At 54.9% G+C, this 22,158-nt stretch carries 18 protein-coding genes; 3 read left to right on the forward strand and 15 right to left on the reverse strand.

The features are described from left to right. Positions 1–94: 94 nt before the first annotated feature. Both INT20_RS13380 and dusA read left to right on the forward strand, forming a co-directional pair. Entirely contained in the window at positions 95–406 is a 312-nt protein-coding gene (locus tag INT20_RS13380) for a hypothetical protein (RefSeq protein WP_193053951.1), read from the forward strand. A gap of 386 nt (positions 407–792) precedes the next feature. Further along, positions 793–1,842 carry a tRNA dihydrouridine(20/20a) synthase DusA gene (gene dusA, locus INT20_RS13385; protein ID WP_226912175.1) on the forward strand — a complete coding sequence of 350 codons (1,050 nt, stop codon included), beginning with the start codon at positions 793–795 and terminating at the stop codon, positions 1,840–1,842. Positions 1,843–1,887: 45 nt separating this feature from the next. Here dusA and INT20_RS13390 read toward each other — a convergent pair whose 3' ends face one another. Together INT20_RS13390 and INT20_RS13395 are read right to left on the reverse strand one after the other, a co-directional pair. Continuing rightward, complete coding sequence (locus tag INT20_RS13390) at positions 1,888–3,342, reverse strand: catalase (protein ID WP_193053953.1); 1,455 nt, start codon at positions 3,340–3,342, stop codon at positions 1,888–1,890. 201 nt (positions 3,343–3,543) lie between these two features. After that, positions 3,544–4,575, reverse strand: coding sequence for a succinylglutamate desuccinylase/aspartoacylase family protein (locus tag INT20_RS13395; protein WP_193053954.1), 1,032 nt, complete (start codon positions 4,573–4,575; stop codon positions 3,544–3,546). A 225-nt stretch (positions 4,576–4,800) separates the two neighbouring features. Here INT20_RS13395 and INT20_RS13400 point away from each other — a divergent pair, with 225 nt between their 5' ends. Next, positions 4,801–5,412 carry a TetR family transcriptional regulator gene (locus INT20_RS13400; protein ID WP_193053955.1) on the forward strand — a complete coding sequence of 204 codons (612 nt, stop codon included), beginning with the start codon at positions 4,801–4,803 and terminating at the stop codon, positions 5,410–5,412. Between the two features lie 361 nt (positions 5,413–5,773). On the opposite strand, the gene INT20_RS13405 is transcribed toward INT20_RS13400, so the two are convergent. The 13 genes from INT20_RS13405 to INT20_RS13465 all read right to left on the reverse strand — a co-directional run bounded on the left by INT20_RS13405 (position 5,774) and on the right by INT20_RS13465 (position 22,131). After that, positions 5,774–6,448 (reverse strand): hypothetical protein, encoded by a 675-nt coding sequence (locus INT20_RS13405; RefSeq protein ID WP_193053956.1) that lies wholly within the window; start codon positions 6,446–6,448, stop codon positions 5,774–5,776. Positions 6,449–6,650: 202 nt separating this feature from the next. Beyond that, positions 6,651–9,836 carry an efflux RND transporter permease subunit gene (locus tag INT20_RS13410; protein WP_193053957.1) on the reverse strand — a complete coding sequence of 1,062 codons (3,186 nt, stop codon included), beginning with the start codon at positions 9,834–9,836 and terminating at the stop codon, positions 6,651–6,653. Beyond that, positions 9,836–11,110 carry an efflux RND transporter periplasmic adaptor subunit gene (locus tag INT20_RS13415; protein WP_193053958.1) on the reverse strand — a complete coding sequence of 425 codons (1,275 nt, stop codon included), beginning with the start codon at positions 11,108–11,110 and terminating at the stop codon, positions 9,836–9,838. Before INT20_RS13415 ends, INT20_RS13410 begins: the two co-directional genes overlap by 1 nt. Positions 11,111–11,255: 145 nt before the next feature. Further along, complete coding sequence (locus INT20_RS13420; RefSeq protein WP_193053959.1) at positions 11,256–12,713, reverse strand: TolC family outer membrane protein; 1,458 nt, start codon at positions 12,711–12,713, stop codon at positions 11,256–11,258. A gap of 319 nt (positions 12,714–13,032) precedes the next feature. Next, positions 13,033–13,878: a fructosamine kinase family protein gene (locus INT20_RS13425; protein WP_193057094.1), complete on the reverse strand. Its 846-nt coding sequence runs from the start codon at positions 13,876–13,878 to the stop codon at positions 13,033–13,035. An 81-nt stretch (positions 13,879–13,959) separates the two neighbouring features. Next, positions 13,960–15,447, reverse strand: coding sequence for a xylulokinase (gene xylB / locus INT20_RS13430; RefSeq protein ID WP_193053961.1), 1,488 nt, complete (start codon positions 15,445–15,447; stop codon positions 13,960–13,962). Further along, positions 15,447–16,934: a mannitol dehydrogenase family protein gene (locus INT20_RS13435; RefSeq protein ID WP_193053962.1), complete on the reverse strand. Its 1,488-nt coding sequence runs from the start codon at positions 16,932–16,934 to the stop codon at positions 15,447–15,449. The genes xylB and INT20_RS13435 overlap by 1 nt, the downstream gene beginning before the upstream one ends. 82 nt (positions 16,935–17,016) lie before the next feature. Continuing rightward, complete coding sequence (locus INT20_RS13440) at positions 17,017–17,637, reverse strand: nucleoside/nucleotide kinase family protein (protein ID WP_193053963.1); 621 nt, start codon at positions 17,635–17,637, stop codon at positions 17,017–17,019. 7 nt (positions 17,638–17,644) lie between these two features. After that, positions 17,645–18,430, reverse strand: coding sequence for an L-iditol 2-dehydrogenase (locus INT20_RS13445; RefSeq protein WP_193053964.1), 786 nt, complete (start codon positions 18,428–18,430; stop codon positions 17,645–17,647). A 48-nt stretch (positions 18,431–18,478) separates the two neighbouring features. Beyond that, positions 18,479–19,156 (reverse strand): HAD family hydrolase, encoded by a 678-nt coding sequence (locus INT20_RS13450; protein WP_193053965.1) that lies wholly within the window; start codon positions 19,154–19,156, stop codon positions 18,479–18,481. Next, the gene (locus tag INT20_RS13455; protein WP_193053966.1) at positions 19,153–20,328 is read right to left on the reverse strand and encodes an ABC transporter ATP-binding protein; all 1,176 of its coding nucleotides are present in this window, start codon (positions 20,326–20,328) and stop codon (positions 19,153–19,155) included. Before INT20_RS13455 ends, INT20_RS13450 begins: the two co-directional genes overlap by 4 nt. A gap of 11 nt (positions 20,329–20,339) precedes the next feature. Beyond that, positions 20,340–21,215, reverse strand: coding sequence for a carbohydrate ABC transporter permease (locus INT20_RS13460; RefSeq protein ID WP_193053967.1), 876 nt, complete (start codon positions 21,213–21,215; stop codon positions 20,340–20,342). Positions 21,216–21,240: 25 nt separating this feature from the next. Beyond that, positions 21,241–22,131: a carbohydrate ABC transporter permease gene (locus tag INT20_RS13465; protein WP_193053968.1), complete on the reverse strand. Its 891-nt coding sequence runs from the start codon at positions 22,129–22,131 to the stop codon at positions 21,241–21,243. Positions 22,132–22,158: the final 27 nt, after the last annotated feature.

Here is a 22,158-nt window from a genome sequence, read left to right on the forward strand (position 1 = left end):
GCCTGCAGGTTTCAGAGGGCTGTTCTACGCTGTAAGCAGAAAGAGCCACGTTGGCTTTTTCAAAGCGAAGGCTCGGAATACAAAGGAGTACGTCATGAACCATGGACAGGATAAACAGCGTAACAAGAATGAAGAAGCTCAAAAAGCCAAAGAGGTCGTTAATAAAGATACTCCTCGTGGCGATGATGCCACCCAAAAAGCGTCTCACCATGATGAGCCGCGCCCTTATCGGCCAGATGAAAACGTTGATAACCAGAAGAGCCCAGGCGCTCGCTCAGAGCCTGGCCACAACACGTCAGGCAAAGCAGCGCCCATTCCAGGCGCTCAAGTCGTTAAAGAAAAGCGCGTTCATAAAGACAATATCGATCAGCAGTCTGATGAAGCCGACCCGAAAGGAAGCGAGTAGTTTACGCCTGCAACCTTAACGGCTCCTGCATCGTGCAAAGAACCTCTTAAAGGCCATCTGTTACAGGTGGCTTTTTTTGATGCTTTTATGCATTTTTTTTCAAATTCAATGACGCGATTACGAAGCGATGTGAGTAACCCACTCTCGAATGCCTATGCCCAACCACATGCAGCTTGGTAAAAACGTCTTGCTTTGTACTGGCTACCCTTTCTTGCGTACAATTGCCCGCCAACGAATCCTCCGCTTTTGATACGTCGCTTTGGTGTACCCCCTTTTTAGATAATTATCTGATTACGTAACCAAGGTACGAATCAGGTACACCAAGTACACCTATGTACCGTATCAAAGGGTATTGAATATGTGTATTTATATACGGCATCAAAAAGATGCAAATGGTTGATATGAAAAAGTTAAGCCCAGCAGATGCGGCCCGCCGCTTTTCTGTGGCCCCTATGATGGACTGGACAACCCGCGATTACCGGGCGTTCGCACGTACGTTAACCAAGCGGGCGCTGCTGTATACCGAGATGGTGACGACGGGCGCTATTTTGCATGGCTCGCCGCGTGAGCGGTTTTTGGGCTATAGCGATGTGGAGCATCCCATTGCCTTACAGCTTGGTGGTAGCGATGCAGGGGAGCTTGCCGAGTGCGCGGCGATTGCTGAGGCGTGGGGGTATGACGAGGTTAACCTGAATGTAGGTTGCCCAAGCGACCGGGTGCAGAACAACATGATTGGCGCTTGCCTGATGGGCTACCCGGAAAAAGTCGCTGATGCCGTGCGCGCCATGCAGGCGGCCGTCTCGATTCCGGTTACGGTGAAGTGCCGTATCGGGATTGATGAGCAGGATGAAGACGCCGACCTGGCGCGCTTTATCGACATAGTCGCAGATGCCGGTTGTGAAATTTTTACTGTGCATGCGCGCAAGGCGTGGCTGAAAGGCCTATCGCCCAAAGAGAACCGCGACGTGCCGCCGCTCAATTACCCGCGTGTGCACCGTTTAAAGCAGGACCGCCCTGAGCTGCATATCGGCATCAACGGTGGGATTAAAACGCTTGAAGAGTGTCAGGCACAGCTTGAGCGTGTGGATAGCGTGATGATTGGCCGTGAAGCGTACCAAAACCCTTGGTTACTGGCTGAGGTAGATACGTTGCTTTATGGCGTGCCCGGCCCAGCCGCTAGCCGGGTTGAGGCGGCCCGGACATTTCGCCCGTATATTCAGCAGCGGTTGGATGAAGGCGCGAAGCTTAACCATATTACCCGTCATCTGTTGGGGCTTTTTCAGGGTTGCCCTGGCGGTCGGCGTTTTCGGCGTCTTCTATCGGAGCACGCACATAAAGAAGGCGCTGGGTTACTCTTATTTGATGATGCTATCGGGTTAGTTAACGAGCCATCACAAGCGCCGATGCCAGAACGAGAACAGCCCGCCACGTCTTAACGTAGCGGGCTGTGGTGGACGGCGATTAATCCACGTTTGCGTGGTTTAGTTGCCGCGCACGCCTTTTTCGATACGCTCACCAACTTCCTGGTCGATATTACGCCAGTACTCGAAGGCGCGCTCCAGCACTGGCTCTGTTACGCCACCCGACAAGTGCCCCACCACGTTGGATAACAGCCGGTCACGTGCGGCGTCATCCATTACCTCACGCACCAACGTATGCGGTTGGCTCCAGTCGTCATCGTCTTTACGCAGCGTGTAGGCGGTACGTACAAGCTCACCGCTGGTCGCCCATACGGCATCTTCCGGGAAGCGCTCGCCATCGGCTTTGGGGCCGCCTTTGCTGTTCGGCGCATATACCGGGTCCGTTGCGTTATGCACCCGCATCGCCCCGCCCTGGGTATAGCTATTGACCGGGCTCTTGGGTGTATTGACCGGGATATGCTTGTAGTTCACACCCAAGCGAGCTCGGTGCGCATCGGCATAGGAGATTGAGCGCGCCAGCAGCATCTTGTCGGGTGAAAGCCCAGTGCCGGGTACCATGTTGTTAGGCTCGAAGGCAGCCTGATTGATTTGGCTATGGAAGTCGGTGGGGTTTTCATTAAGGGTTAGCTTACCCACTTCCATCAGCGGATAGTCGGCGTGGGGCCACACCTTGGTGAGATCAAAAGGATTGTAGCGATACGTTTTGGCATCCTCGAAGGGCATGATCTGCATCTGCAGTGTCCAGGTGGGATACTCGCCGCGTTTGATGGCTTCAAACAGGTCACGGCGGTGGTAATCCGCATCGCTACCGGCCATCTGGTCGGCCTGCTCCTGGGTCATGCACTTGATGCCCTGGTCGGTTTTGAAGTGATACTTCACCCAGAACCGCTCACCTTCATCGTTCACCCACATATAGGTATGGCTGGAGTAACCGTTCATGTGCCGCCACGTAGCAGGCACGCCGCGGTCGCCCATTAGCCAAGCCACCTGGTGGGCGGACTCCGGCACCAGCGTCCAGAAATCCCACTGCATATCGTGGTCACGCAGGCCGTTATCGGCGCGACGCTTTTGCGAGTGGATAAAGTGCTGGAACTTCATCGGATCGCGGACAAAGAACACAGGGGTATTGTTACCCACCATGTCGAAGTTGCCCTCTTCGGTATAGAACTTCACCGCAAACCCGCGTGGATCACGCCAAGTATCCGGGCTGCCGCTTTCCCCTGCGACCGTTGAGAAGCGAATGAGTACGTCTGTTTTTGTGCCTTTTTTCAGAAACTTGGCTTTAGTGTACTTACTGACATCATGGGTGACTTCAAAGTGGCCAAAAGCGCCGCTACCCTTGGCATGTGGTTGGCGGTCGGGGATCATCTCGCGGTTGAAAGCCGCCATTTGCTCCATCAGAAAATGATCGTGCAGTACAATCGGGCCATCCGGGCCTACCGAAAGAGAGTGTTCATCACTGGATACCGGAATGCCAGCCCCTGTCGTCGTATGCTTGGGTTTATCGCTCGTCATCGCTTTTTCTCCATGTCACGGCTCGCACGGCACTCAAGGCACCGCTTTATAGAAACAAATCATACATTTGTGCTTATTATTTTTAATTTAGGATAACCACTCCCTCATAGGTATAGTCAAAGGAACTGCTTCCCGCCAGCTATCTCATGTACTGCTTGGCTATTGCGCTAATAAGCTTTTTTTATGGCGCTTATCAAACATTTAATAGAGTGCGTCCGGGGGCGGTGTCAGGCTTGATTGAAAGCTCTCAATCGCCGTTTCGGCTTCTTCTATCTCATCAAAACGAGCAATGTGATAAAGCGCCTCACCTTCATTGGCTAACGGCAGTCGGCTCATGCCAATCACAATGCCATCGGCCATCGACTTGACCTCGCCTTCTTGATTGCCAAATGGGTCGGCCACTATACCGAGCACTTCCTCCTTGGCGACACGCGCGCCCAGGCGCACTTTGGGCCTTAAAATACCGTCGATAGGTGCACGCGCCCAACTGGACCCATTGGCAAGCTCGGCAGGCGCTGGCGAGCGGCGCCGCTGTTCGCCGGTCAGCATATCCAGGCGGCGCATTACACGCAGTACGCCGCGTACACCGGGGGCAATGGCCCACTCATCAAAGCGCAGCGCTTCCCCCGCCTCATAAGTCAGTACCGGAATGCCACGCGTTTGTGCATAGTGACGCAGGCTACCTTCGCGCAGCTCTGCATTCAGAATCACCGGCGCGCCGAAGGCATCGGCCATGCGCTCGGTTTCACTGCCAGGACTTAACTGCGCGCGTATTTGGGGAAGGTTCGTGCGATGAATTGCGCCGGTATGAAGATCAATAATATGCGTCGCCTGATCGACAATCTGCTCGCGAAATAGCGCCGCGATTCGCCCCCCGAGGGAGCCGTTTTCACTGCCCGGGAAACAGCGGTTGAGATCGCGTCGGTCAGGCAGGTAGCGCGTTTGCTGCAGGAAGCCAAAAACGTTAACCACCGGCACGGCAATCAAGGTACCTCTTAGGCTTTTGATGGCCTTTGAGCGTAATAAGCGACGTACAATTTCAACGCCATTGATCTCATCCCCGTGAATGCCACCACACACCAATATAACGGGCCCCTCTTTACGTCCGTGTACCACTTCGACCGTAATATGCAGGGGGGTATGGGTATAAAGACGCGCCACCGGCACATCAATTTGGGAACGTTGGCCAGGCAGTATGGTGTGCCCGGCAAGTTGAAAAGGTGCTCGCGCCATCCTGAGTCTCCTTTTTTCAGCGTGATTAACCACTAAGAAAATGGCATTAATGAGGGCATGGCGATGCGCCTACCGCACGCAGTGAGCCCCAGCGGTTTCGAGACATGAGGTTTTGATAACACAAGCCATGCGTTTAATCATCTATCCATACAGTTTTGAATGTAAAAATTACACCATATCGGATAAAATATGTTCATCTTGTGTCATTAATGAGGTTGCGTTTCCATGGCGAGAAAGACCAAAGCGGAAGCCGCTGCTACCCGAGAAGCGTTGCTGGATGCGGCCGAAGAGGTATTTTTTGCAAAGGGTGTTGCACGCACGTCTCTTGAGCAGGTTGCTCGCCATGCGGGATTAACCCGTGGCGCGGTCTACTGGCATTTTAAAAACAAGGGCGACTTGTTTATGGCACTGGTGGAGCGCGTACACATGCCGTTCCAGTCGCTAATGGAAGCTGTCAGCAAGGCCGATGAAACTATCTCTCCGATGGAGGCCATCCGGCTTGCCTGTCATGCAGGTCTGGCGCGTCTTGAGCAACCTTCTCACCAGCGGATTCTTTCCATTTTGCTCCACCGCTGCGAGTTTTTTAGCGATATCAACCCACTTGCCATGCAGGATGATATAGGTGAAGAGTGTTATTCAGAAATGCTGATTGTGTTCAAAGAAGCGGAGCATCAGCAGCTGCTGCGTGAAGATGTGACACCAGAGGTGGCGACGCGCATGTTGCAGTCGACACTGGGAGGCCTTTTCCACGACTGGCTACGCACACCGGATACGTTCTCCATACGCCAACGCGGCGGCGAACTGATTGATACATTGATACGCATTATGCAACGCTAGGCTTTGCACGAAAACTGCTTACGCTCGACCATACGGCGTTAAAAATCAGCTCGTGCGCGAGTCCGATCAAAATACTCATTTACACATGTAAACTCGTGCGCGAGCTCGGTCCGTTTTTTCGCTGATTTTTGCCTTGTCTGGCCTTCGCTCAGCAACTTTTCGTACAAACCCGAATCCATGCCATCCGCTGCAATGCAGCAACCTGCCTCTACTGGAATGACCCTCTATTGTGGTGATTAGTGGCCAGCATTCAACACCGTTGGGTAAAGCTACACCGCCACAGACATGTCATCCATAAGGCAATGGCTAACAAGGCAGTGGCGGCGCGGGTGCGAGTAGTGAACGTTAATCGCTAATAACGTTAGGTTGAGTAGCCTTCACCCTGGTGGTGATAGCGAAGACGCAGCTTATTTAAACGTACCCGAGTATCCAGATAGGTTTGTTCCATTACGCTGCGATAAGCGCTCTCACCAGCGAGGTATTTCACCAGAACACGACGCTCGCCCTCTTGTGGGCAATCCCCTTCTTTACAGTGCAGCCTGACATGGCTATTGGGCTCGTTTTCAATCACTGCCATGGCAAATCCATCGCCCTGACGCCCGGACACGATAACCGTCGAACCCAACAGGCAGCGCCGCGTAAAGGGCTGATAGCGATGCAAGCCCCGGTGTAAGCGATGGCATAAGACGGCGGCAACGGGTGAAGCAACAGCAAAGGATACCCACAGGATCAGCACGCCTACCGGCACGCGCAACATGCCCAGCGATAGCCAACGCAACACTAAAAGCTCTACCGCTAATGCCAAACTCCCCGCAATCACGACAAGAAACGTCAGCGCAAGCGTCGCTGGCACCCCTGCAAACCCTAACGACACCAGCGTACTGGCCATGTGATCATCGCGCAGGCTGTCGCGCTCAAATAACTCAAGAGGGGCTATTCGAAGCAGCACCAACATCCAATACAGCGCTAACAGCCCCATTAGAAACGTAAATACAATGGTTGGAAACTGTAGCGCAGCAGAAATAACAGGTTGCATGGCGTGTCCTCCTCCAGACATTTCGTCCGGTGCTGTTTCCGCCTGGGCGTATATGATGGGTCCAGGCTAAAAACGTGTGGTCTCTTTTAGCATAGTCCAAACTATTCTTTTTTGCCCTTGGCAGCCTTGATGCGAATCATTACAGCATAAAAAAACGGGCACTCCCTTTCGGTAGTGCCCGCTCATTAGTGGTGAAACGCGGTTACGGCTGGTCGTGCTCCAGTGCCGGTTTCTGGTTATCGCGATCCGGATGACGTTTACGATAGAGCCAATCGGACACAGTGGCGATCATGGCGTAGAAGCTGGGAATAAACACGCTTCCCAAAACGGCCACAGAGGCCATGCCCACCGCAACGGTTGTCCCGATATGGTGGCTACTTACATCGCTGGCGCCGGTTGCCAAGGCCAGTGGCAAGGTACCAAAAATAAACGCAAGCGATGTCATGACGATAGGACGGAAACGCAGCTCAGCGGCCGTAATCGCGGCTTCGCGAATCGTTTTGCCCTGCTCTTTACGCTGCAGTTCGGCAAACTCCACGATCAAGATCGCGTTCTTCGCCGCAAGCCCCACGACCACCAACATACCAATCTGCACATACACACTGGTATCCAAGCCTCGCAACGCGATGCCTCCAATCCCGCCCAGGAAGGCAAACGGCGTTGCGGTAAGTACCGCCAGGGGCAACGACCAGCTTTCATACTGGGCCGCCAGGATCAGGAAGACCATCAAGATACCAAACACAATGGCAAGCATCGCTGTATTACCCATGTTTGCTTCCTGGTAAGCCGTACCGGTCCAGCCCATGCCCCAGTTAGGCCCGAGCGTATCCATGACGACTTCATTCATGGCTTCAATGGCTTGGGTAGAGCTATAGCCAGGCGCCGCGCCGCCCTGGAACTGCGCGCCGGTGTACACGCCAAAGCGTGATACGACCGATGGACCTACCTGACGCTCCAGCGTGACAAACTCAGAGAGCGGGATACGCTCACCATTGCCCCCTCGCACGAAGACACTATTTAAGTCGTCAGGCGTTTTACGGAATTGATCCTCGTTTTGTAGATACACCTGGAAGTTACGGTTTTGGTAACTAAAGAAGTTCACAAAGCCATTACCAAAGGTGTTGGATAACGCCGAGTTGATATTCTCCAGTGCCACGCCATAGCTAAGCGCTTTCTGCTGGTCAATTTCAGCTCGGTAGGAAGGCACGTTCACGTTAAAGGTGGTAAAGACCTGATTTAACGCTGGGTGCTGATTCGCCGCGCCCATAATCTGTAGTGAGGCTTCGTAAAGCTCGCGAGGTGAGGCGCCGTCAAACGACTGCAGATAGCCGGTGAACCCACCGGTGGTAGAAAGCCCCATAATCGGCGGTACGTTAAAAGCCATGGCAGTACCGCCATCAATACTGGCCCCCAGCTGCATAATTTGCCCCACCAGGCTCGCTGCCGTTAGATCACGGTCTCCCCAAGGCACCATATTGACAAAGATAATCCCGCGCGCCGTATTGACCGAGCCTGCAAGAATATCGTAGCCCGCTATCGCCGAGGAGTATTGCACCCCGGGAATATCCTCAATAGCGGAGCTAAGTTTTGCCATGTAGTTCTCGGTGCGGTCAAGCGAGGCGGCATCGGGTAGCGACACGCTGACCAGCACGATGCCCTGGTCGGTTTCCGGCACCAATGTTGAGGGCGTATTGGCGTACAACCAGTAGGAGCCGGCACCGGTTGCGATCGTTAGCGCCAAGGCGAGCACCCAAAAGCGTACTAGGCGCACCACAAACCACATATAAACCGCGGTGATACCTGCAAACAAGCGATCAAATAGACGCAGAGGTGTAGTAATCGCCCGCTTGAATGCTGACTGGCGAGAATGATGCAAATTATGCTTGATGAAGATGGCAGACAGCGCCGGTGTAAACGTCAACGCCATTAGCGCTGACAGCGCTACCGAGATCGCGACAGTAATCGCGAACTGCTGATAGATCTGCCCAGTAAAGCCGCCCATAAACGCAACAGGTACGAAAACAGCGGCCATGATCAGTGAGGTGGCAATAACTGGCCCGCCAACCTCGCGCATGGCACGAACCGTTGCTTCTCTGACGGTAACCTCGTCATCTTCGCTTAATACACGCTCAACGTTCTCCACCACCAGTATCGCATCATCCACCACTATCCCGATTGAGAGCACCAGGGCGAATAGCGTTAGCAGGTTGATAGAAAAATCAAACAGGTAAAAGCCTGCAAAGGTACCAATCACCGACACTGGCACCACCGACATGGCAATCACGGTAAAGCGCCAGTTCTGCAGGAAGATAAACAGGATCACGATAACGATCAGGAAGGCTTCAATAAAGGTATGCAATACCGTTTCTACCGACGCATCGATAAACTGCGTGGTGTCGTACGGCGTAACATACTCAAGCCCTGGCGGGAAACGGTTGGAAAGATCTGCCATGGTTTCACGCACGGCATCAGCCGTGGCCAGCGCATTGGCGCCCGGCTGCTGGTTGATGATGATCGGCGTCATCGTTGAACCATTAAGCTGTGCATCAATGCCGTAAAACGATGCCCCCAACTCAATGCGTGCTACATCTTCCAGGCGTAGCGATGAGCCATCAGGGTTAGTGCGCAAATAGATATTACGGAAATCATCCGTATCCGATAAACGGCCACCGGCAGTGATGGTATACGTATAAGCGCGCGGGCTACCTTGCGGCGTGGCGGCTAAATTACCGGCAGGGATTTCGGTATTTTGTGAACGGATAGCATTAGCCACCTCACTCGGCGTGAGGTCGTATTGCGCCAGCTTGTCAGGGTCCATCCAGATACGCATGGCAAACTCACCACCTCCCAGCACCTCGGCATTACCTACGCCAGGCACCTGGCGTAGGTCATCGAGGATATTAAGCGTGGCGTAGTTCTGCATATACACGTTGTTGTAATCGCCGTTCGGGGACGTTAGGGCGATCAACATAAGGATCGAGTCAGAGCGCAGTGAAACGTTAACGCCCTGAGCCTGAACCTGCTCGGGCAGCTGAGAAAGCGCCCCCTGAACACGGTTATTAACGTTGATGGTATTGATATCACCATCAGTGCCAATATTAAACGCGACACTCAGGCTCATAATGCCGTTATCAGCGCTGTTAGAGGTCATGTAAAGCATGTCCTCTACCCCGTTGATTGCCTCTGCCAACGGTGCAGCGACCGTCTGGGCGACCGTCTCAGCGTCAGCGCCTGGGAATTGAGCCTGTACAGATACGGTGGGCGGCACCACACTTGGATACTGCTCAATGGGCAGTATCCGCATGGCCATGGCACCTATCAGCGTGAGGATAATCGCAAGTACCGTGGCGAAAATCGGCCGGCTGATAAAGAAGTTGGAGAAATTCATTATTGAGTACCCTCTTCCTCTTCCCCTGCAGGCACATCACCAGCACCCTCTGTCATTTGGGAAGCGGCAGCGGCTTGCTCTTGTTGCTCCTGAGCGTCAGCCTCTTCAACACGCTCAACTACTTCATTGGCGTCGCCATCAAACGGCTGCGGGTCAATGGCCATACCAGGCTCAATGCCTGCTGGGTCGCCCACAATCACACGGTCGCCCTCTTCAAGGCCGTCAACAATGATCTGCCAAGGGCCAGCGACTTCGCCTAATTGCACCGTACGCTCGCGCGCCTGGTCATTTTCATCCAGGACAAATACGCGAGGGCCCATTAAACCTTGGGTGACCGCAATTTCAGGTACAGCCATTACGTTAAAACGGCGCAGACCATCAAGGCGTACGCGCACAAATTGGCCGGGCAGGATAGCGCCATCCGGATTAGCAAAGCTGGCAGACGCCTGAACGGTACTGGTACCGGCATCCACGCGGGAGCCCAGGAAGTCGAGCTGACCTTCAAGTTCAGACCCGCTGGCACCGCTTACGCCGGGCACGCTTAACAGCGCGGTAATGGACGAGTCGCCCTCTTCACGCAACTGGCGGCGTAGCTCAAAGGCATCACGCTGGGGCAGTTGAAAACGCACTTCAAGCGGGTCCAGCGGGGTGATAGTGGCAAGCTCAGTTCCTGAGGTAACCAGGTTGCCAACGTTAACCTGGCTCAAACTGATCATGCCCGACACAGGAGCCGTTACATTTGAATAGCCAAGGTCCAGGTTAGCACTGCGTAGTGCAGCCTCAGCTTGGGCAACATTGGCTTGTGCCACGCGCTGCTCTGCCTGCGCCTGGTCATACTGCTGGCGACTTACAGAATTTTGGCTGAGCAGTTGCTCAAAGCGCTGGGCATCACGCTGAGCGCGGGATAACTCGGCACGAGCACTTTGTAGGTCAGCTTCACGCTGGTTAACCGTTGACTGGTAAAGATCAGGCTCAATGGTATACAGCGAATCACCCTCTTCCACCAATTGGCCAGGCTGGAAGTGGCGCTCTTCAAGATAACCGTTAACACGTGCCACCAGCGTCACTTCACTATCGCTACGCAGTAACGAAGGGTACGATTTATTTAACGGAATATCCTGACGTACGGCTTCCGCCACTTCCACCTTATGAGGAGGAGCCTCTGGCTGCTCGGCCTGCTGCTCTTGTGATTGGTCCTGGCCACAGGCCGTCAACACTAGCGCGGCAATCAGCGTTACTAGACTCGCTCGGCGTGAGTGAATCATTTTTCTCATGCGTGGGTTCCCTTGATCTTTTCAAAACGTTGATTGACGGCGCTGGCGGCAGCCCTGGTGTCCAATGACGCTTTATTCGAATGCAGACGACTCATAAAGTCATGTTTTAAAAGCATGTCTTAAAAGCGCCGACGGTTCGTTGTGATCAACGATCCAGCGTCGGTGGCGCACCAATATTCATGGCACGCTCATAGCTGCCACCATCGGTATCAGGTATTGCAAAGGTCACCTGATCATCCGTTAGCCAGGCATTCACTTCTTCGATCGCCGGTACATCCAACAACCCTGCCTGCTGGCGCAACCCAAGGAAGTTAACGACATAGTCGTAACGTGACTCAGCATAATCAGCAATGGCGTCGTAATAACTCTGCTCGGCATTCAGCACATCGACGATATTACGTGTGCCGACTTCATACCCTACCTGCGTGGCTTCCAACGCACTGCGCGCTGATACGATAGTTTGCTGACGCGCTTCTACCGTTTCAACGTTATTGCTGACCTGGGTGTAGAGCGAGCGCACTTGCTGGATCGTGGTACGGCGCTGAGACTCAAACTCGTACTGCGTACTTTCCAACTGGTAAGTGCCTTGGCGGATACTCGCACTGGTACTGCCACCGGTATAAATAGGCAGATTGGCCGATATCCCGACCTGACCGGAGGCGTCATAACCGCTAACCGCATCGCGATCATTATCGGCATGCTGATAGTTGGCGAATGCCTGGAACGTGGGCAGGCGACCGGCACGGGCAATATCAACGCCCACGCGTGAAATTTCGATGCCCGCCTGCTGAGCAAGGACTTGAGGATTAAGCTCAATCGCTTGTTCAACCCAGTAGTCACGATTGCTTGAAGGCTTCACCACCGGCATCGCATCGCCTAGCGCGTTGATGTTCGGGTAACGCTGACCGGTTAACTGCTCAAGCACCTCAAAAGCCACCTGCAGGTTGCTCTCAGCGGCGAGCCGATTAGCACGCGTCTGATCATAGCTTGAGCGTGCTTCTTCGACGTCGGTAATGGCAATCAAACCCACTTCAAACTGCTCACTGGCCTGCTCCAGCTGGCGTTCAATAGCACGCTCCTGGGCCTGTCGGGTGGTCAGTACATCATGCGCACGAAGGATATCGAAATAGGCGTTAACAACATCAAAAAGCAGCTGTTGTTCGGTCGCAGCCAACAGGTAGAACTGCTGGTCGATTTCGCGATCAGCCTGATTGAATTGCTGGCGCGCCACTTCATCAAACAGCATTTGAGTGGCTTCCAGGGTCAGCGATACGCTGTTATAGCGATCATCTCCCCCTCCAACACCAGCTCCCCCTCCGGCGCCCGGTGTGGTGCGCGTTGACTGACTTTCAAATTGCTCATGGTGCGCCACGTTGCCTGATGCATTCACCTGCGGCAGCAGCGCGCCTCTCGCAACATCCCGACCGGCTTCGACCCCAGAGTACTGAGCACGAGCTGAATTTAGCGTGGCGTTATTGCTCAGCGCTTCACGAGCGACCGTTATCAGGTCTGCCGCCTGAGCAGGCAGCGCAATAGACGCAGTGAAAACGGCTAGTAATAAGGGTCGTAAAGGGGCATTGACTGCCCAGTTTGCCAGTCGCATGGTGGTGCCTCTAGGTGTCAACGATGGGAATGCTATTAGTAAACTATTTATGGAAGATGGCATTATAGTTACATTCATGTATGTATGCTAGACTTGAAGTCTAGCAAATTGTATGAACAAAGAGCTTGTCAAGCCTCATCCTGTTAGCCTGGACCAAAGCATGACGCCAGGATTTTCAGCACTGCTTCTCTGCTATTCTTCACGCTATCGCCCTGCCCCTTTGTTTATATTTTACTGTTTGTACTTTAGTGGGTAATTCTTCTATTACTACTTCTTTTGCTACATCTATTACTGCTATTACCGCCACTTCGCTTTCAGCTTAGTGAGCGCAGGTTTCAAGTAGAGCTACGCGCTGCTCAATACCGGTGCGATAGGTCGCTCCAAAAAGCAGTAAATGATTAAGCAGCGGGTACAGCTGAAACAGCGCCTCACGCCTCGACCAATCAGCCGGGGCACTGCCCTCCCAGTAGGCATCAAAAAAGCCGCTGCCCGGCGAACCAAACAGCGTCAGCATGGCAATATCCACATCGGGATAATGACGATAAACGGCAGGGTCGATTAAGGCAGGGCCACGGGTAGTGATCAATACGTTGCCCGACCATAAGTCGCCATGCAAAAGGCTTGCGGGCGCCTCTGGCAGCCACTCTTCAAGCTGATAAGCAATGTGTTCGATGCGGGCGCGTAGTGCATGATCAATCAAACCGTGTTGAAAGCAGGCATCACTAAGCGGGAATAGGCGCCGCTCGCGCTGAAAAACGCGCCCGTTCTTATGCAGCGTGTTGGATTGTGGCGTTTGCCCACAGGCATTATCCTCATGCCAGCCGTGGGCTTCACCAATAGCGCTATGCAGCTCACGCAGCCCTTCACCCAAGAGGGTGTCACTGGTAGGCCCGCTGGGCTGGGTGTTTAACGACTCAAGCAGCAACCACTCTTCATCCAGGCCTAGCACGTCCGGCACAATAAGCGTTTTGCAGGCTCCTCTAAGGGCACGTAGCCCTTCCGCTTCTCCGCGCAAGCGCTCGGCCTTATCATGCTTGACGACCACCCGCCCCTGGGAGGTTTCAAGTGCATATACCGCCGCACTGTCTCCACCGCCAAGCGGCGTTAATTCACCGGTTGGCCGTATCGCCTGGGCGTCGAGTAGCCTTCGCAGGGTAGCATCCATCGCCGTCTCCGCTGGATAGTATTCCCCCAGTGTGCCTGCTAACCCCTGTGCACGTCGATTTTTTGAAAATGTTATAAGCCGCTATACGTTTTGATGGCGCTGCTTTAGCGCTTGCGTATAGCGCGCATAGACCTCTTGATACGCCTCAACGCGTGCAAGGTTCGGCTCCGCAAGCGAGTGCGCATCAAGATGAACGAGGCGGTTACATAACGCGTCAAGCGTTACGCCCTGTGCACGTTGATCACACCATGCAGCTTGAATGGCCGCACCTAGCGCAGCGGCATCGGTAATCTCCGGGCATATTACTTCCGTGCCCGTAATATCGGCCACCATCTGCCGCCATACCGGGCTATTGGCCCCGCCGCCGATCAGCCGGATTTGGCTGGCGCCTGCGGTTAAATCGCCCAGTAACTCAAGCCCATAGCGCAGCCCGAAGGTAGCCCCTTCAACCACCGCACGGCACAGGTTTGCCTGGTGGGTATTGATACTGTTCAAGCCCAAAAAATCAGCCGACGCCTCCGGCAGCATAGGTACGCGCTCACCGTTGAAAAACGGTAGCACGGTAACGCCCTCAGCACCTACCGGGGCGCTGGCCACCTGGTCGCTAAACGTTGTTAAATCCAAACCAAACAGTTCACGTATCCGCGTGGTGGCCGAAGTCACGTTCATGGTGCAGATAAGCGGCAGCCACCCGCCGGTACTTGAGCAGAAATTAGCCACCATGGCGTTATCGCAGAGAATAGGCTCAGGCGAATAAGCGCAAACGGTGCCCGAGGTACCCAGACTAAGGGTTATCAGGCCTGGGGTAATATTGCCGGTACCAATCGCCCCTAGCATGTTGTCGCCGCCGCCTGAAGAGACCACCACGTTATCGCCAAGCCCCAGCTCGCGGGCAATCAGTGGGCGCACCATCCCTGCCGGTTCATGAGCTTCCAACAAGCGTGGCAGTACGCGTTGCGGGTCAAGCTCAGGGGCTATTTCAGCAAACACCTCCAACTGCCAGCACCGCGTGCGGGTATCAAAATAGCCGGTGCCCGAGGCATCGCCCGCTTCGGTCACACGCTCGCCTGTCAGCCAAAAGTTCAGGTAATCGTGGGGCAATAACAGACTATCGATGCGCCGGTAGGCGTCCGGCTGATGCTCGCGCAGCCAGGCGACTTTAGAGGCGGTATAGCCGGTCTGTAGCACCAGCCCCAATTTTTCCAGGCACCCTGTTTCACCGCCCAAGCGGGCGACAAGATCACTGTTTTGGGCGCTGGTTTCGGTATCGCACCATAGTTTGGCGGGGTAAACCGGCACACCATCAGCATCCAATGCCACCATGCCATGCTGCTGACCTGACACACCGATACCGCGAACCTGCGAGGCATTGACCCCAGCGCGCTCCAGGGCACTAAAAAAGGCACCTTTTAAAGCCGCTAACCATTCAGAGGGCGCCTGTTCACGGCGGCCATTTTCACCTTCATCCAGCCGATGCGGGCGGCTTGCCTCGCCCAGGATAACGCCGCGCTCCACATCAACCACTACGACCTTGGTACTCTGGGTACCGCAATCCACACCAATATACATCACAGCGTTCCTTTGGATGCCACAAGCGCCTCAAGCGTAGCCCGTGCGCCGTGCTTATGCAGCGAATTAAGCGTTTGGACATAAGCCTCATAAAAGCGCGGATGGTCGACCAGGTCGCCGAACAGCTCACGATTGTCGATAAACGCGCTGGGCCGGGTACGGTTTTCAGCGGCGATTGCGGTCAGCGTTTCCTTTAAGCGATCTACAATCTCGATGGGCTCGCCCTGCTCATCGACTCCTTCAGCGTAGCGTGCCCAGCTGGCCACTACCGCTGCGCTGCGCTTGATCTCGCCTCCGTGAGCCAACTGATGATGGATCACCGGCACCAGCCACTTGGGAATACGGTCTGAACTTTCGGCACACAGCCGCGCTAGCGTATCCTTAATTTCGGGGTTGGCAAACCGCTCAATCAGCGTTAAGCGGTAAGCTTCCAGGTCGACACCGGGCACAGGCGCCAACGTGGGCGAGCCCTCTTCACGCATATAGCCGAGCAGAAAATCTACAAACAAGGGGTCCTGGCAAACTTCATGGGCATAGCGATAGCCCGCTAAATAGCCAAAGTAGGTGAGCGCCTGATGGCTGGCATTTAAAAGCCGCAGTTTCATTAACTCGTAGGGCTCAACATCCTCGACCACCTGCACGCCTACCCGCTCAAACGGCGGACGGCCCAGCGGAAAGTGATCTTCCAGCACCCACTGCGTAAACGGCTCGCATACCACCGGCCAAGCGTCTTCTACCCCAAAGCGCTGAGACAGTTCATCAATATCCGCCTGTGCGGTAACGGGAGTGATGCGGTCGACCATGGCGTTGGGAAACGCAACCTCTGACGCAAGCCACTCGCCCAGTTGGCTGTCGCGGGCACGGGCATAGGCGGTGAACATGCGCTTGGCCACGTCGCCATTGCCCTGAATGTTGTCACACGACATGACGGTAAACGGAGCAATGCCGCGCTCACGGCGGCGTACCAGCGCCTCGACAATCAGGCCAAAACTGGTGGAGGGCTTTTCAGGGTGCGCAAGATCCTCACTCACTTGGGAATTTTCGAGGTTAAATTCGCCCGTTACTGGATGAAAGTTATAGCCTCCTTCCGTCACGGTGAGTGAGACAATTCGAATGGCCGGGTCGGCCATCTGCTCTATGACCGCCTCTGCGTCCTCCGGGGCAAACAGGTAATTAACCATGCTGCCGATAACCCGAGGCGCGTACTGGCCGTTAGGGTGCTTCACCACCAGAGTGTAAAGGTAATCCTGCGCGGCAAGCGCCTGCTGCATGCGTTTATCACCCTGCATAACGCCAACGCCCACGATACCCCAATCAAGCGCCAGCCCTTGCTGCATCAGCTCATCAAGGTACATGGCCTGATGAGCCCGATGAAAACCGCCTACGCCGACATGCACAATGCCAGGCGTTAGCTTCGCACGCTCATAGCATGGTATGGCAACATCGCCGTTTAAATTGCCCAGATTGTGATTATTAAGTCGGGTCATGGGTACTCTCCAGCCAAAACCTGCTTGGCGCGATGGGTAGATTTGAAAACGGTTAAAAAGAGGGTGAAGCAGCGCATTGGCATTAGTGCCAGTGTTGATCGGGAGGTAAGGAGCAGCGTTTGACGAGTTGCGCGTTGAGCATATCTTTTCGGTGGGTACGCTCCAGCGCCCCTGCGTGGTCCTGGCCCATCTCAAGCCAGCGCTGGATTAGCCGGCCCACCAATACCTCATCGTCGACGTCCAGAAACAGCGTCCAGTCAAACAGCGGACGTAGCTCACGCCAGGGGGAGCGGTCGAGCAGCAAGTAGTTGCCCTCGACAATCACAATGCGTTGCTCAAGGGTGATGAGCCGCCCTCCTGCCCGTGCTAAATCCAACGGCCGATCAAAGACGGGCACCGCGACCGGATGCTGCGCCTGGCGAATACGCTCAAGGGCGCTGCGCAACCCGTCCACATCGAAGGTATGAGGCGCGCCTTTTATCGGCAACTGCTGCTTGCCCAGCACGGCATTGTCGAAATGGTAGCCGTCCATCGGCACGAGCCCCGCCTGACCTGGAAGCAGCTGATTAATAGCCTCGCAAAGCAGAGCGCTACGATAGGACTTACCTGCGCCCGGCGGCCCTGCGAGCGCAACCAGATAGCGCGAAGCGCCTTCGGCTGAACCAATAATTTGGCGGGCCAGGCTATCAAGTTCGGGTGTCATAACCACCTCAGCTCATCCAGTTACCGCCATCCACATTGAGCGTCTGAGCAACAACGTAATCGCTGTCGGCACTGGCCAAAAAGACCGCAGCACCGGTGTGATCCTCCGGCAAGCCCATGCGGCCAAAGGGTACGGCTTCACTGACCAGGCGCTTTTTCTCGCCCAAGGGGCGGTTTTCATAGCGAGCAAACAGCGCATCCACTGCTTCCCACATCGGAGTATCGACGACACCTGGGGCAATGCCGTTAACGTTGATCGCATGTTTGATCAAGTCCAGGCCAGAGGATTGCGTCAGGCTAATCACGGCGGCTTTACTGGCGCAGTAAACGCTCACCAAGGCCTCGCCCCGCCTTCCTGCCTGGGAGGCCATATTGATAATTTTGCCGCCCCGCCCCTGCTCAACCATCCATTGAGCGACCGTCTGTAGCGTAAAGAAAAGCCCCTTGGTGTTCACCGCAAACTGCTTATCAAAACTCTCCTCGGTCACTTCAAGCACCGGTGCCAAATCAAAAACTGCGGCGTTATTGACCAAAATATCGATACCGCCAAAATGCGCCACGACCTTTTCCACCATGGCATCAATAGAGGCGCGCTGGCAGACATTAAGCACGACCCCTAGCGTCTCCTGCCCACGGGCCTGCTGGTGCAACACGGCAAGGGCTTCCTCAATGGCCGCGGCATCAATATCCGCCACCACCACCTTGGCTCCCTCTTCCAAATAGCGTTGCGCAATTGCCAAGCCGATGCCCCGTGCGCCCCCGGTAATCACCGCCACTTTATCGGTCAGTTTCATTATCGCCCCGTCTTATTTGAGTGTTGTTGAGTGCTAACAGCCGCCTGCTTAGCTAGCAATGCGTACTTGCCACTCATTCACCAGCGCGTTCAGCCCCTGCATGTGCTCCAAAATACGCCAGGCGCCTGCGTGTAAAAGCCGTGCTGGCTGTTCGGCATCCACGTGGCTGGCACCGACAAAACCAATGACACACATACCGGCCGCGTGAGCGGCGGTGACACCCGCCACGCTGTCTTCGATGACCAGACAATTACCAGGGAGATAGCCCAGCTGCGTGGCGGCCAGCAGATAAAGCGCGGGGTCTGGCTTGGGGTTGGCTACCTGGTCCGCCGTAAAAATAGGCGTGTCCTTGCCAAAGGCATCAGCCAGCTGAGTGCACGCAAGTGACGCTACAACCCGCTGACGGCGGCTGTTGGATACCACCGCCTTGGCCAAGGGAATTGCCAACACGGCATCGTGCGCGCCCGCGACAGGGGCAAGCTCACGCGCCAGGCGCGCTTCAATGGTCGCGTCCACCTGTTCAGTGGCGTTATCAGGTAGCGTATACACGCTGTGCTGCTCCAGGTGCTTAAGAATGTCGCCGGTAGTCATTCCCAACGCCTGGCTAAGCCGCTCGGCAATGTTCAAATCGGGTAGCCACCTACCGAGATACTCCTCCAGCACACCTTCCGCCAGTGCTTCGCTATCCACCAACACGCCATCGCAGTCAAATATCACTGCCTTCATGCCAACGCCTCATCACCGGGTGTGCGGTTATCGTGGCGCGTAAGCCCCGCCAGCGGATGCTGAGCAAGACTGGGCAACGCGCGGCCATCGGCCGCAAACAAGTGTGCCCGCTCAGGGGCGAAGCCAAAGCGTATGGTCTCGTGAACGCGATAGGCCACATCCCCATCCGTCATCAGCGTGACCAACAGGTCACCCATACGTACATACAGCGAGGTTTGCCCACCCAAGCGCTCAAGCACTTCAATCTGGCCACTGAGCGCACCCGCCTCATCAAGCACCAGGTGCTCGGGGCGAATACCCAGTTCAAGGGCTGGCTGGCTTTCGACTGGTGTGTTTTCAGAAGACGCGTTTTCAAGCGCTTGGGCGTTGACGGGCACCATGCATTCGCCACCACCTGGCAAGCGAACCTGAACACCTTCCGGCGAGGTACTGATTAATTCAACATCAAAGAAATTCATTTTTGGCGAGCCAATAAACCCGGCCACAAAGCGGTTTGCCGGGTGATGGTAGAGCGCCATGGGTGAACCGACCTGTTCGACCACGCCGTCATGCAAGACGACAATCTTATCGGCCATGGTCATGGCTTCAATCTGGTCGTGGGTCACGTAAATCATGGTGGCGTTGAGTTTTTCGTGCAGGCGGGCAAGCTCAATACGCATCTGTACGCGCAGCGCGGCATCCAGGTTGGAAAGCGGCTCATCAAACAGGAAAATACTCGGGTTGCGCACGATAGCTCGACCAATCGCCACGCGCTGACGCTGACCACCGGAAAGCGCCTTGGGCTTGCGGTCAAGCAGCGGCTCAAGCTGAAGTATTTTAGCAGTTTCCAGCACCTTGGCGCGGCGCTCCTCTTTGGGCACACCGGCCAAGCGCATGCTAAAGCCCATATTGCCCTCTACCGTCATGTGCGGGTACAGGGCATAGCTTTGAAACACCATCGCCAAGCCACGGTCGGCAGGCCCCACATCGTTCATTCGCTGGCCATCAATCACGATATCGCCATCAGTGGCGCTCTCAAGCCCCGCGATAATGCGCATCAGCGTTGATTTTCCGCAGCCGGAAGGCCCCACAAACACCACAAACTCGCGGTCGTTGACTTCAAGGTTGATCCCTTTGATGACCGCGGTGTCGCCAAAGCGCTTGGTAATATTGTTAAGTTGTAAGGTTGCCATGCAAAACTCCTTTACTTGACGGCGCCAAAGGTCAGGCCACGCACCATTTGTTTTTGGGTCATCCAGCCAAGAATGAGGATAGGGGCGATGGCCATGGTAGAAGCCGCCGAGAGCTTGGCCCAGAACAGCCCTTCAGGACTTGAGAACGAGGCGATATAAGCGGTTAACGGTGCCGCCTTGGAAGAGGTGAGATTGAGACTCCAGAACGCTTCGTTCCAGCTCAAGATAACCGAGAGCAAACCGGTAGAGGCAATGCCTGGCAGAGTGAGCGGCAAGAGCAGGAAGAACACTTCTTGTAGCGTCGAGGCACCGTCCATTCGCCCGGCTTCAAGGATGTCCTTGGGCATGTCCTTAAAGAAGGTGTAAAGCATCCACACCACAATCGGCAGGTTCATTAGCGTGTAAATAATGATCAGCCCCGTGCGGGTATCCAGCAGCCCGACATCGCGGAAAATAAGATAGATCGGTACCAACACGCCAACAGGCGGCAGCATCTTGGTAGAAAGCATCCAGAGCAACGTGCCCTTGGTGCGTTTAGTGGGCAGAAAGGCCATGGCATAGGCAGAAGGAATAGCAATTAACAGCGCCAGAAACGTCGAGCCAAAGGCGACGGCAACACTGTTGAGCGCAAAGCGTGCATAGCCTGAGCGCGCCTGCACGGCTTCGTAGCTTTCAAGCGTGGGCGTAAAGATAAAGCTTGGGTCGGCAATTGCGGCCGCTTCGGTTTTAAACCCGGTGAGTATCATCCATAAAATCGGGAAGAAAATCACCAGCGCTACCGACCAGCCCACCAGCGTAATCACGAGCGTTTTCATGCCGGCCGACCCGCGGGCAGTGCCCGCCCCCGACACGTTTTGCGCTGGCGTAGTGGAACGTAATAATGACATTTATATTCTCCAAGTGCCCAAAGCGCTAATCTTCAAGGTTTTTCGCAACCATCCGCACCAGGAAAATCGCCACGATGTTGGCAAGAATAATCGCGATTACCCCGCCTGCAGAGGCAACCCCCACATCAAAATCAAGCAGCGCCCGCATGTAGATCAGATAAGCCAAATTGGTGGTCGCAAGCCCAGGCCCGCCTGAGGTGGTCACAAAAATTTCGGCAAAAATGGTCAGCAGGAAGATCATTTCGATCATGATCACCACGCTGATGGCTCGCTTAAGATGCGGAAGCGTTATAAAGAAGAAGATCGCGATAGGCCCGGCACCATCCATTCGTGCGGCTTCCACCTGGTCTTCATCCAGGGATTGCATGGCGGTGAGCAGAATCAACAGCGCAAAGGGTAGCCACTGCCACGCCACAATAATCACGATGGAGGTTAACGGGAGCGTTGAAAACCAATCCACGGCAGGCAAACCAAACGAGTTTGCCAACCATGCCAACACCCCGTTGGAGGGGTGCATCATCATGTTTTTCCACACCAGCGCACTCACGGTGGGCATTACAAAAAAGGGTGAAATTGCCAGCACTCGGGCAATACCGCGCCCGGCAAAGTCTTGTTGAAAAAGAACGGCCAGCAGCGTGCCGCCTACTACGGTAATCGCCAATACCCAGCCTACCAGCAGCAAGGTATTGCCCATTGCCTTCCACAGTGCGGGGTCGGTTAGCAAATACTCGTAGTTTTCAACCCCGGCAAAGCCACTCATGCCCGGCATCAGCAGGTTGTAGTACTGGAAGGAGAACCATATCGTCATGCCTAACGGTATGATCATCCATAACAACAGCAGCGTCACAGCGGGAGCTTGAAGCGATAACGTTCTTAGCCCGCCAACCGTACGGCCAGAAGCACGTGTTTTAGTCATGGGAATACCTGCGCGAAAAAACCAACG

This window comes from Halomonas citrativorans (genome assembly GCF_014898005.1).
Classification (GTDB): domain Bacteria; phylum Pseudomonadota; class Gammaproteobacteria; order Pseudomonadales; family Halomonadaceae; genus Vreelandella; species Vreelandella citrativorans.

Coding starts and splice junctions, on each gene's coding strand:
- INT20_RS13380 (WP_193053951.1), top strand. CDS start 95: ATGAACCATGGACAGGATAAACAGCGTAACAAGAATGAAGAAGCTCAA.
- dusA (WP_226912175.1), top strand. CDS start 793: ATGCAAATGGTTGATATGAAAAAGTTAAGCCCAGCAGATGCGGCCCGC.
- INT20_RS13390 (WP_193053953.1), bottom strand. CDS start 3,342: ATGACGAGCGATAAACCCAAGCATACGACGACAGGGGCTGGCATTCCG.
- INT20_RS13395 (WP_193053954.1), bottom strand. CDS start 4,575: ATGGCGCGAGCACCTTTTCAACTTGCCGGGCACACCATACTGCCTGGC.
- INT20_RS13400 (WP_193053955.1), top strand. CDS start 4,801: ATGGCGAGAAAGACCAAAGCGGAAGCCGCTGCTACCCGAGAAGCGTTG.
- INT20_RS13405 (WP_193053956.1), bottom strand. CDS start 6,448: ATGCAACCTGTTATTTCTGCTGCGCTACAGTTTCCAACCATTGTATTT.
- INT20_RS13410 (WP_193053957.1), bottom strand. CDS start 9,836: ATGAATTTCTCCAACTTCTTTATCAGCCGGCCGATTTTCGCCACGGTA.
- INT20_RS13415 (WP_193053958.1), bottom strand. CDS start 11,110: ATGAGAAAAATGATTCACTCACGCCGAGCGAGTCTAGTAACGCTGATT.
- INT20_RS13420 (WP_193053959.1), bottom strand. CDS start 12,713: ATGCGACTGGCAAACTGGGCAGTCAATGCCCCTTTACGACCCTTATTA.
- INT20_RS13425 (WP_193057094.1), bottom strand. CDS start 13,878: ATGGATGCTACCCTGCGAAGGCTACTCGACGCCCAGGCGATACGGCCA.
- xylB (WP_193053961.1), bottom strand. CDS start 15,447: ATGTATATTGGTGTGGATTGCGGTACCCAGAGTACCAAGGTCGTAGTG.
- INT20_RS13435 (WP_193053962.1), bottom strand. CDS start 16,934: ATGACCCGACTTAATAATCACAATCTGGGCAATTTAAACGGCGATGTT.
- INT20_RS13440 (WP_193053963.1), bottom strand. CDS start 17,637: ATGACACCCGAACTTGATAGCCTGGCCCGCCAAATTATTGGTTCAGCC.
- INT20_RS13445 (WP_193053964.1), bottom strand. CDS start 18,430: ATGAAACTGACCGATAAAGTGGCGGTGATTACCGGGGGCGCACGGGGC.
- INT20_RS13450 (WP_193053965.1), bottom strand. CDS start 19,156: ATGAAGGCAGTGATATTTGACTGCGATGGCGTGTTGGTGGATAGCGAA.
- INT20_RS13455 (WP_193053966.1), bottom strand. CDS start 20,328: ATGGCAACCTTACAACTTAACAATATTACCAAGCGCTTTGGCGACACC.
- INT20_RS13460 (WP_193053967.1), bottom strand. CDS start 21,215: ATGTCATTATTACGTTCCACTACGCCAGCGCAAAACGTGTCGGGGGCG.
- INT20_RS13465 (WP_193053968.1), bottom strand. CDS start 22,131: ATGACTAAAACACGTGCTTCTGGCCGTACGGTTGGCGGGCTAAGAACG.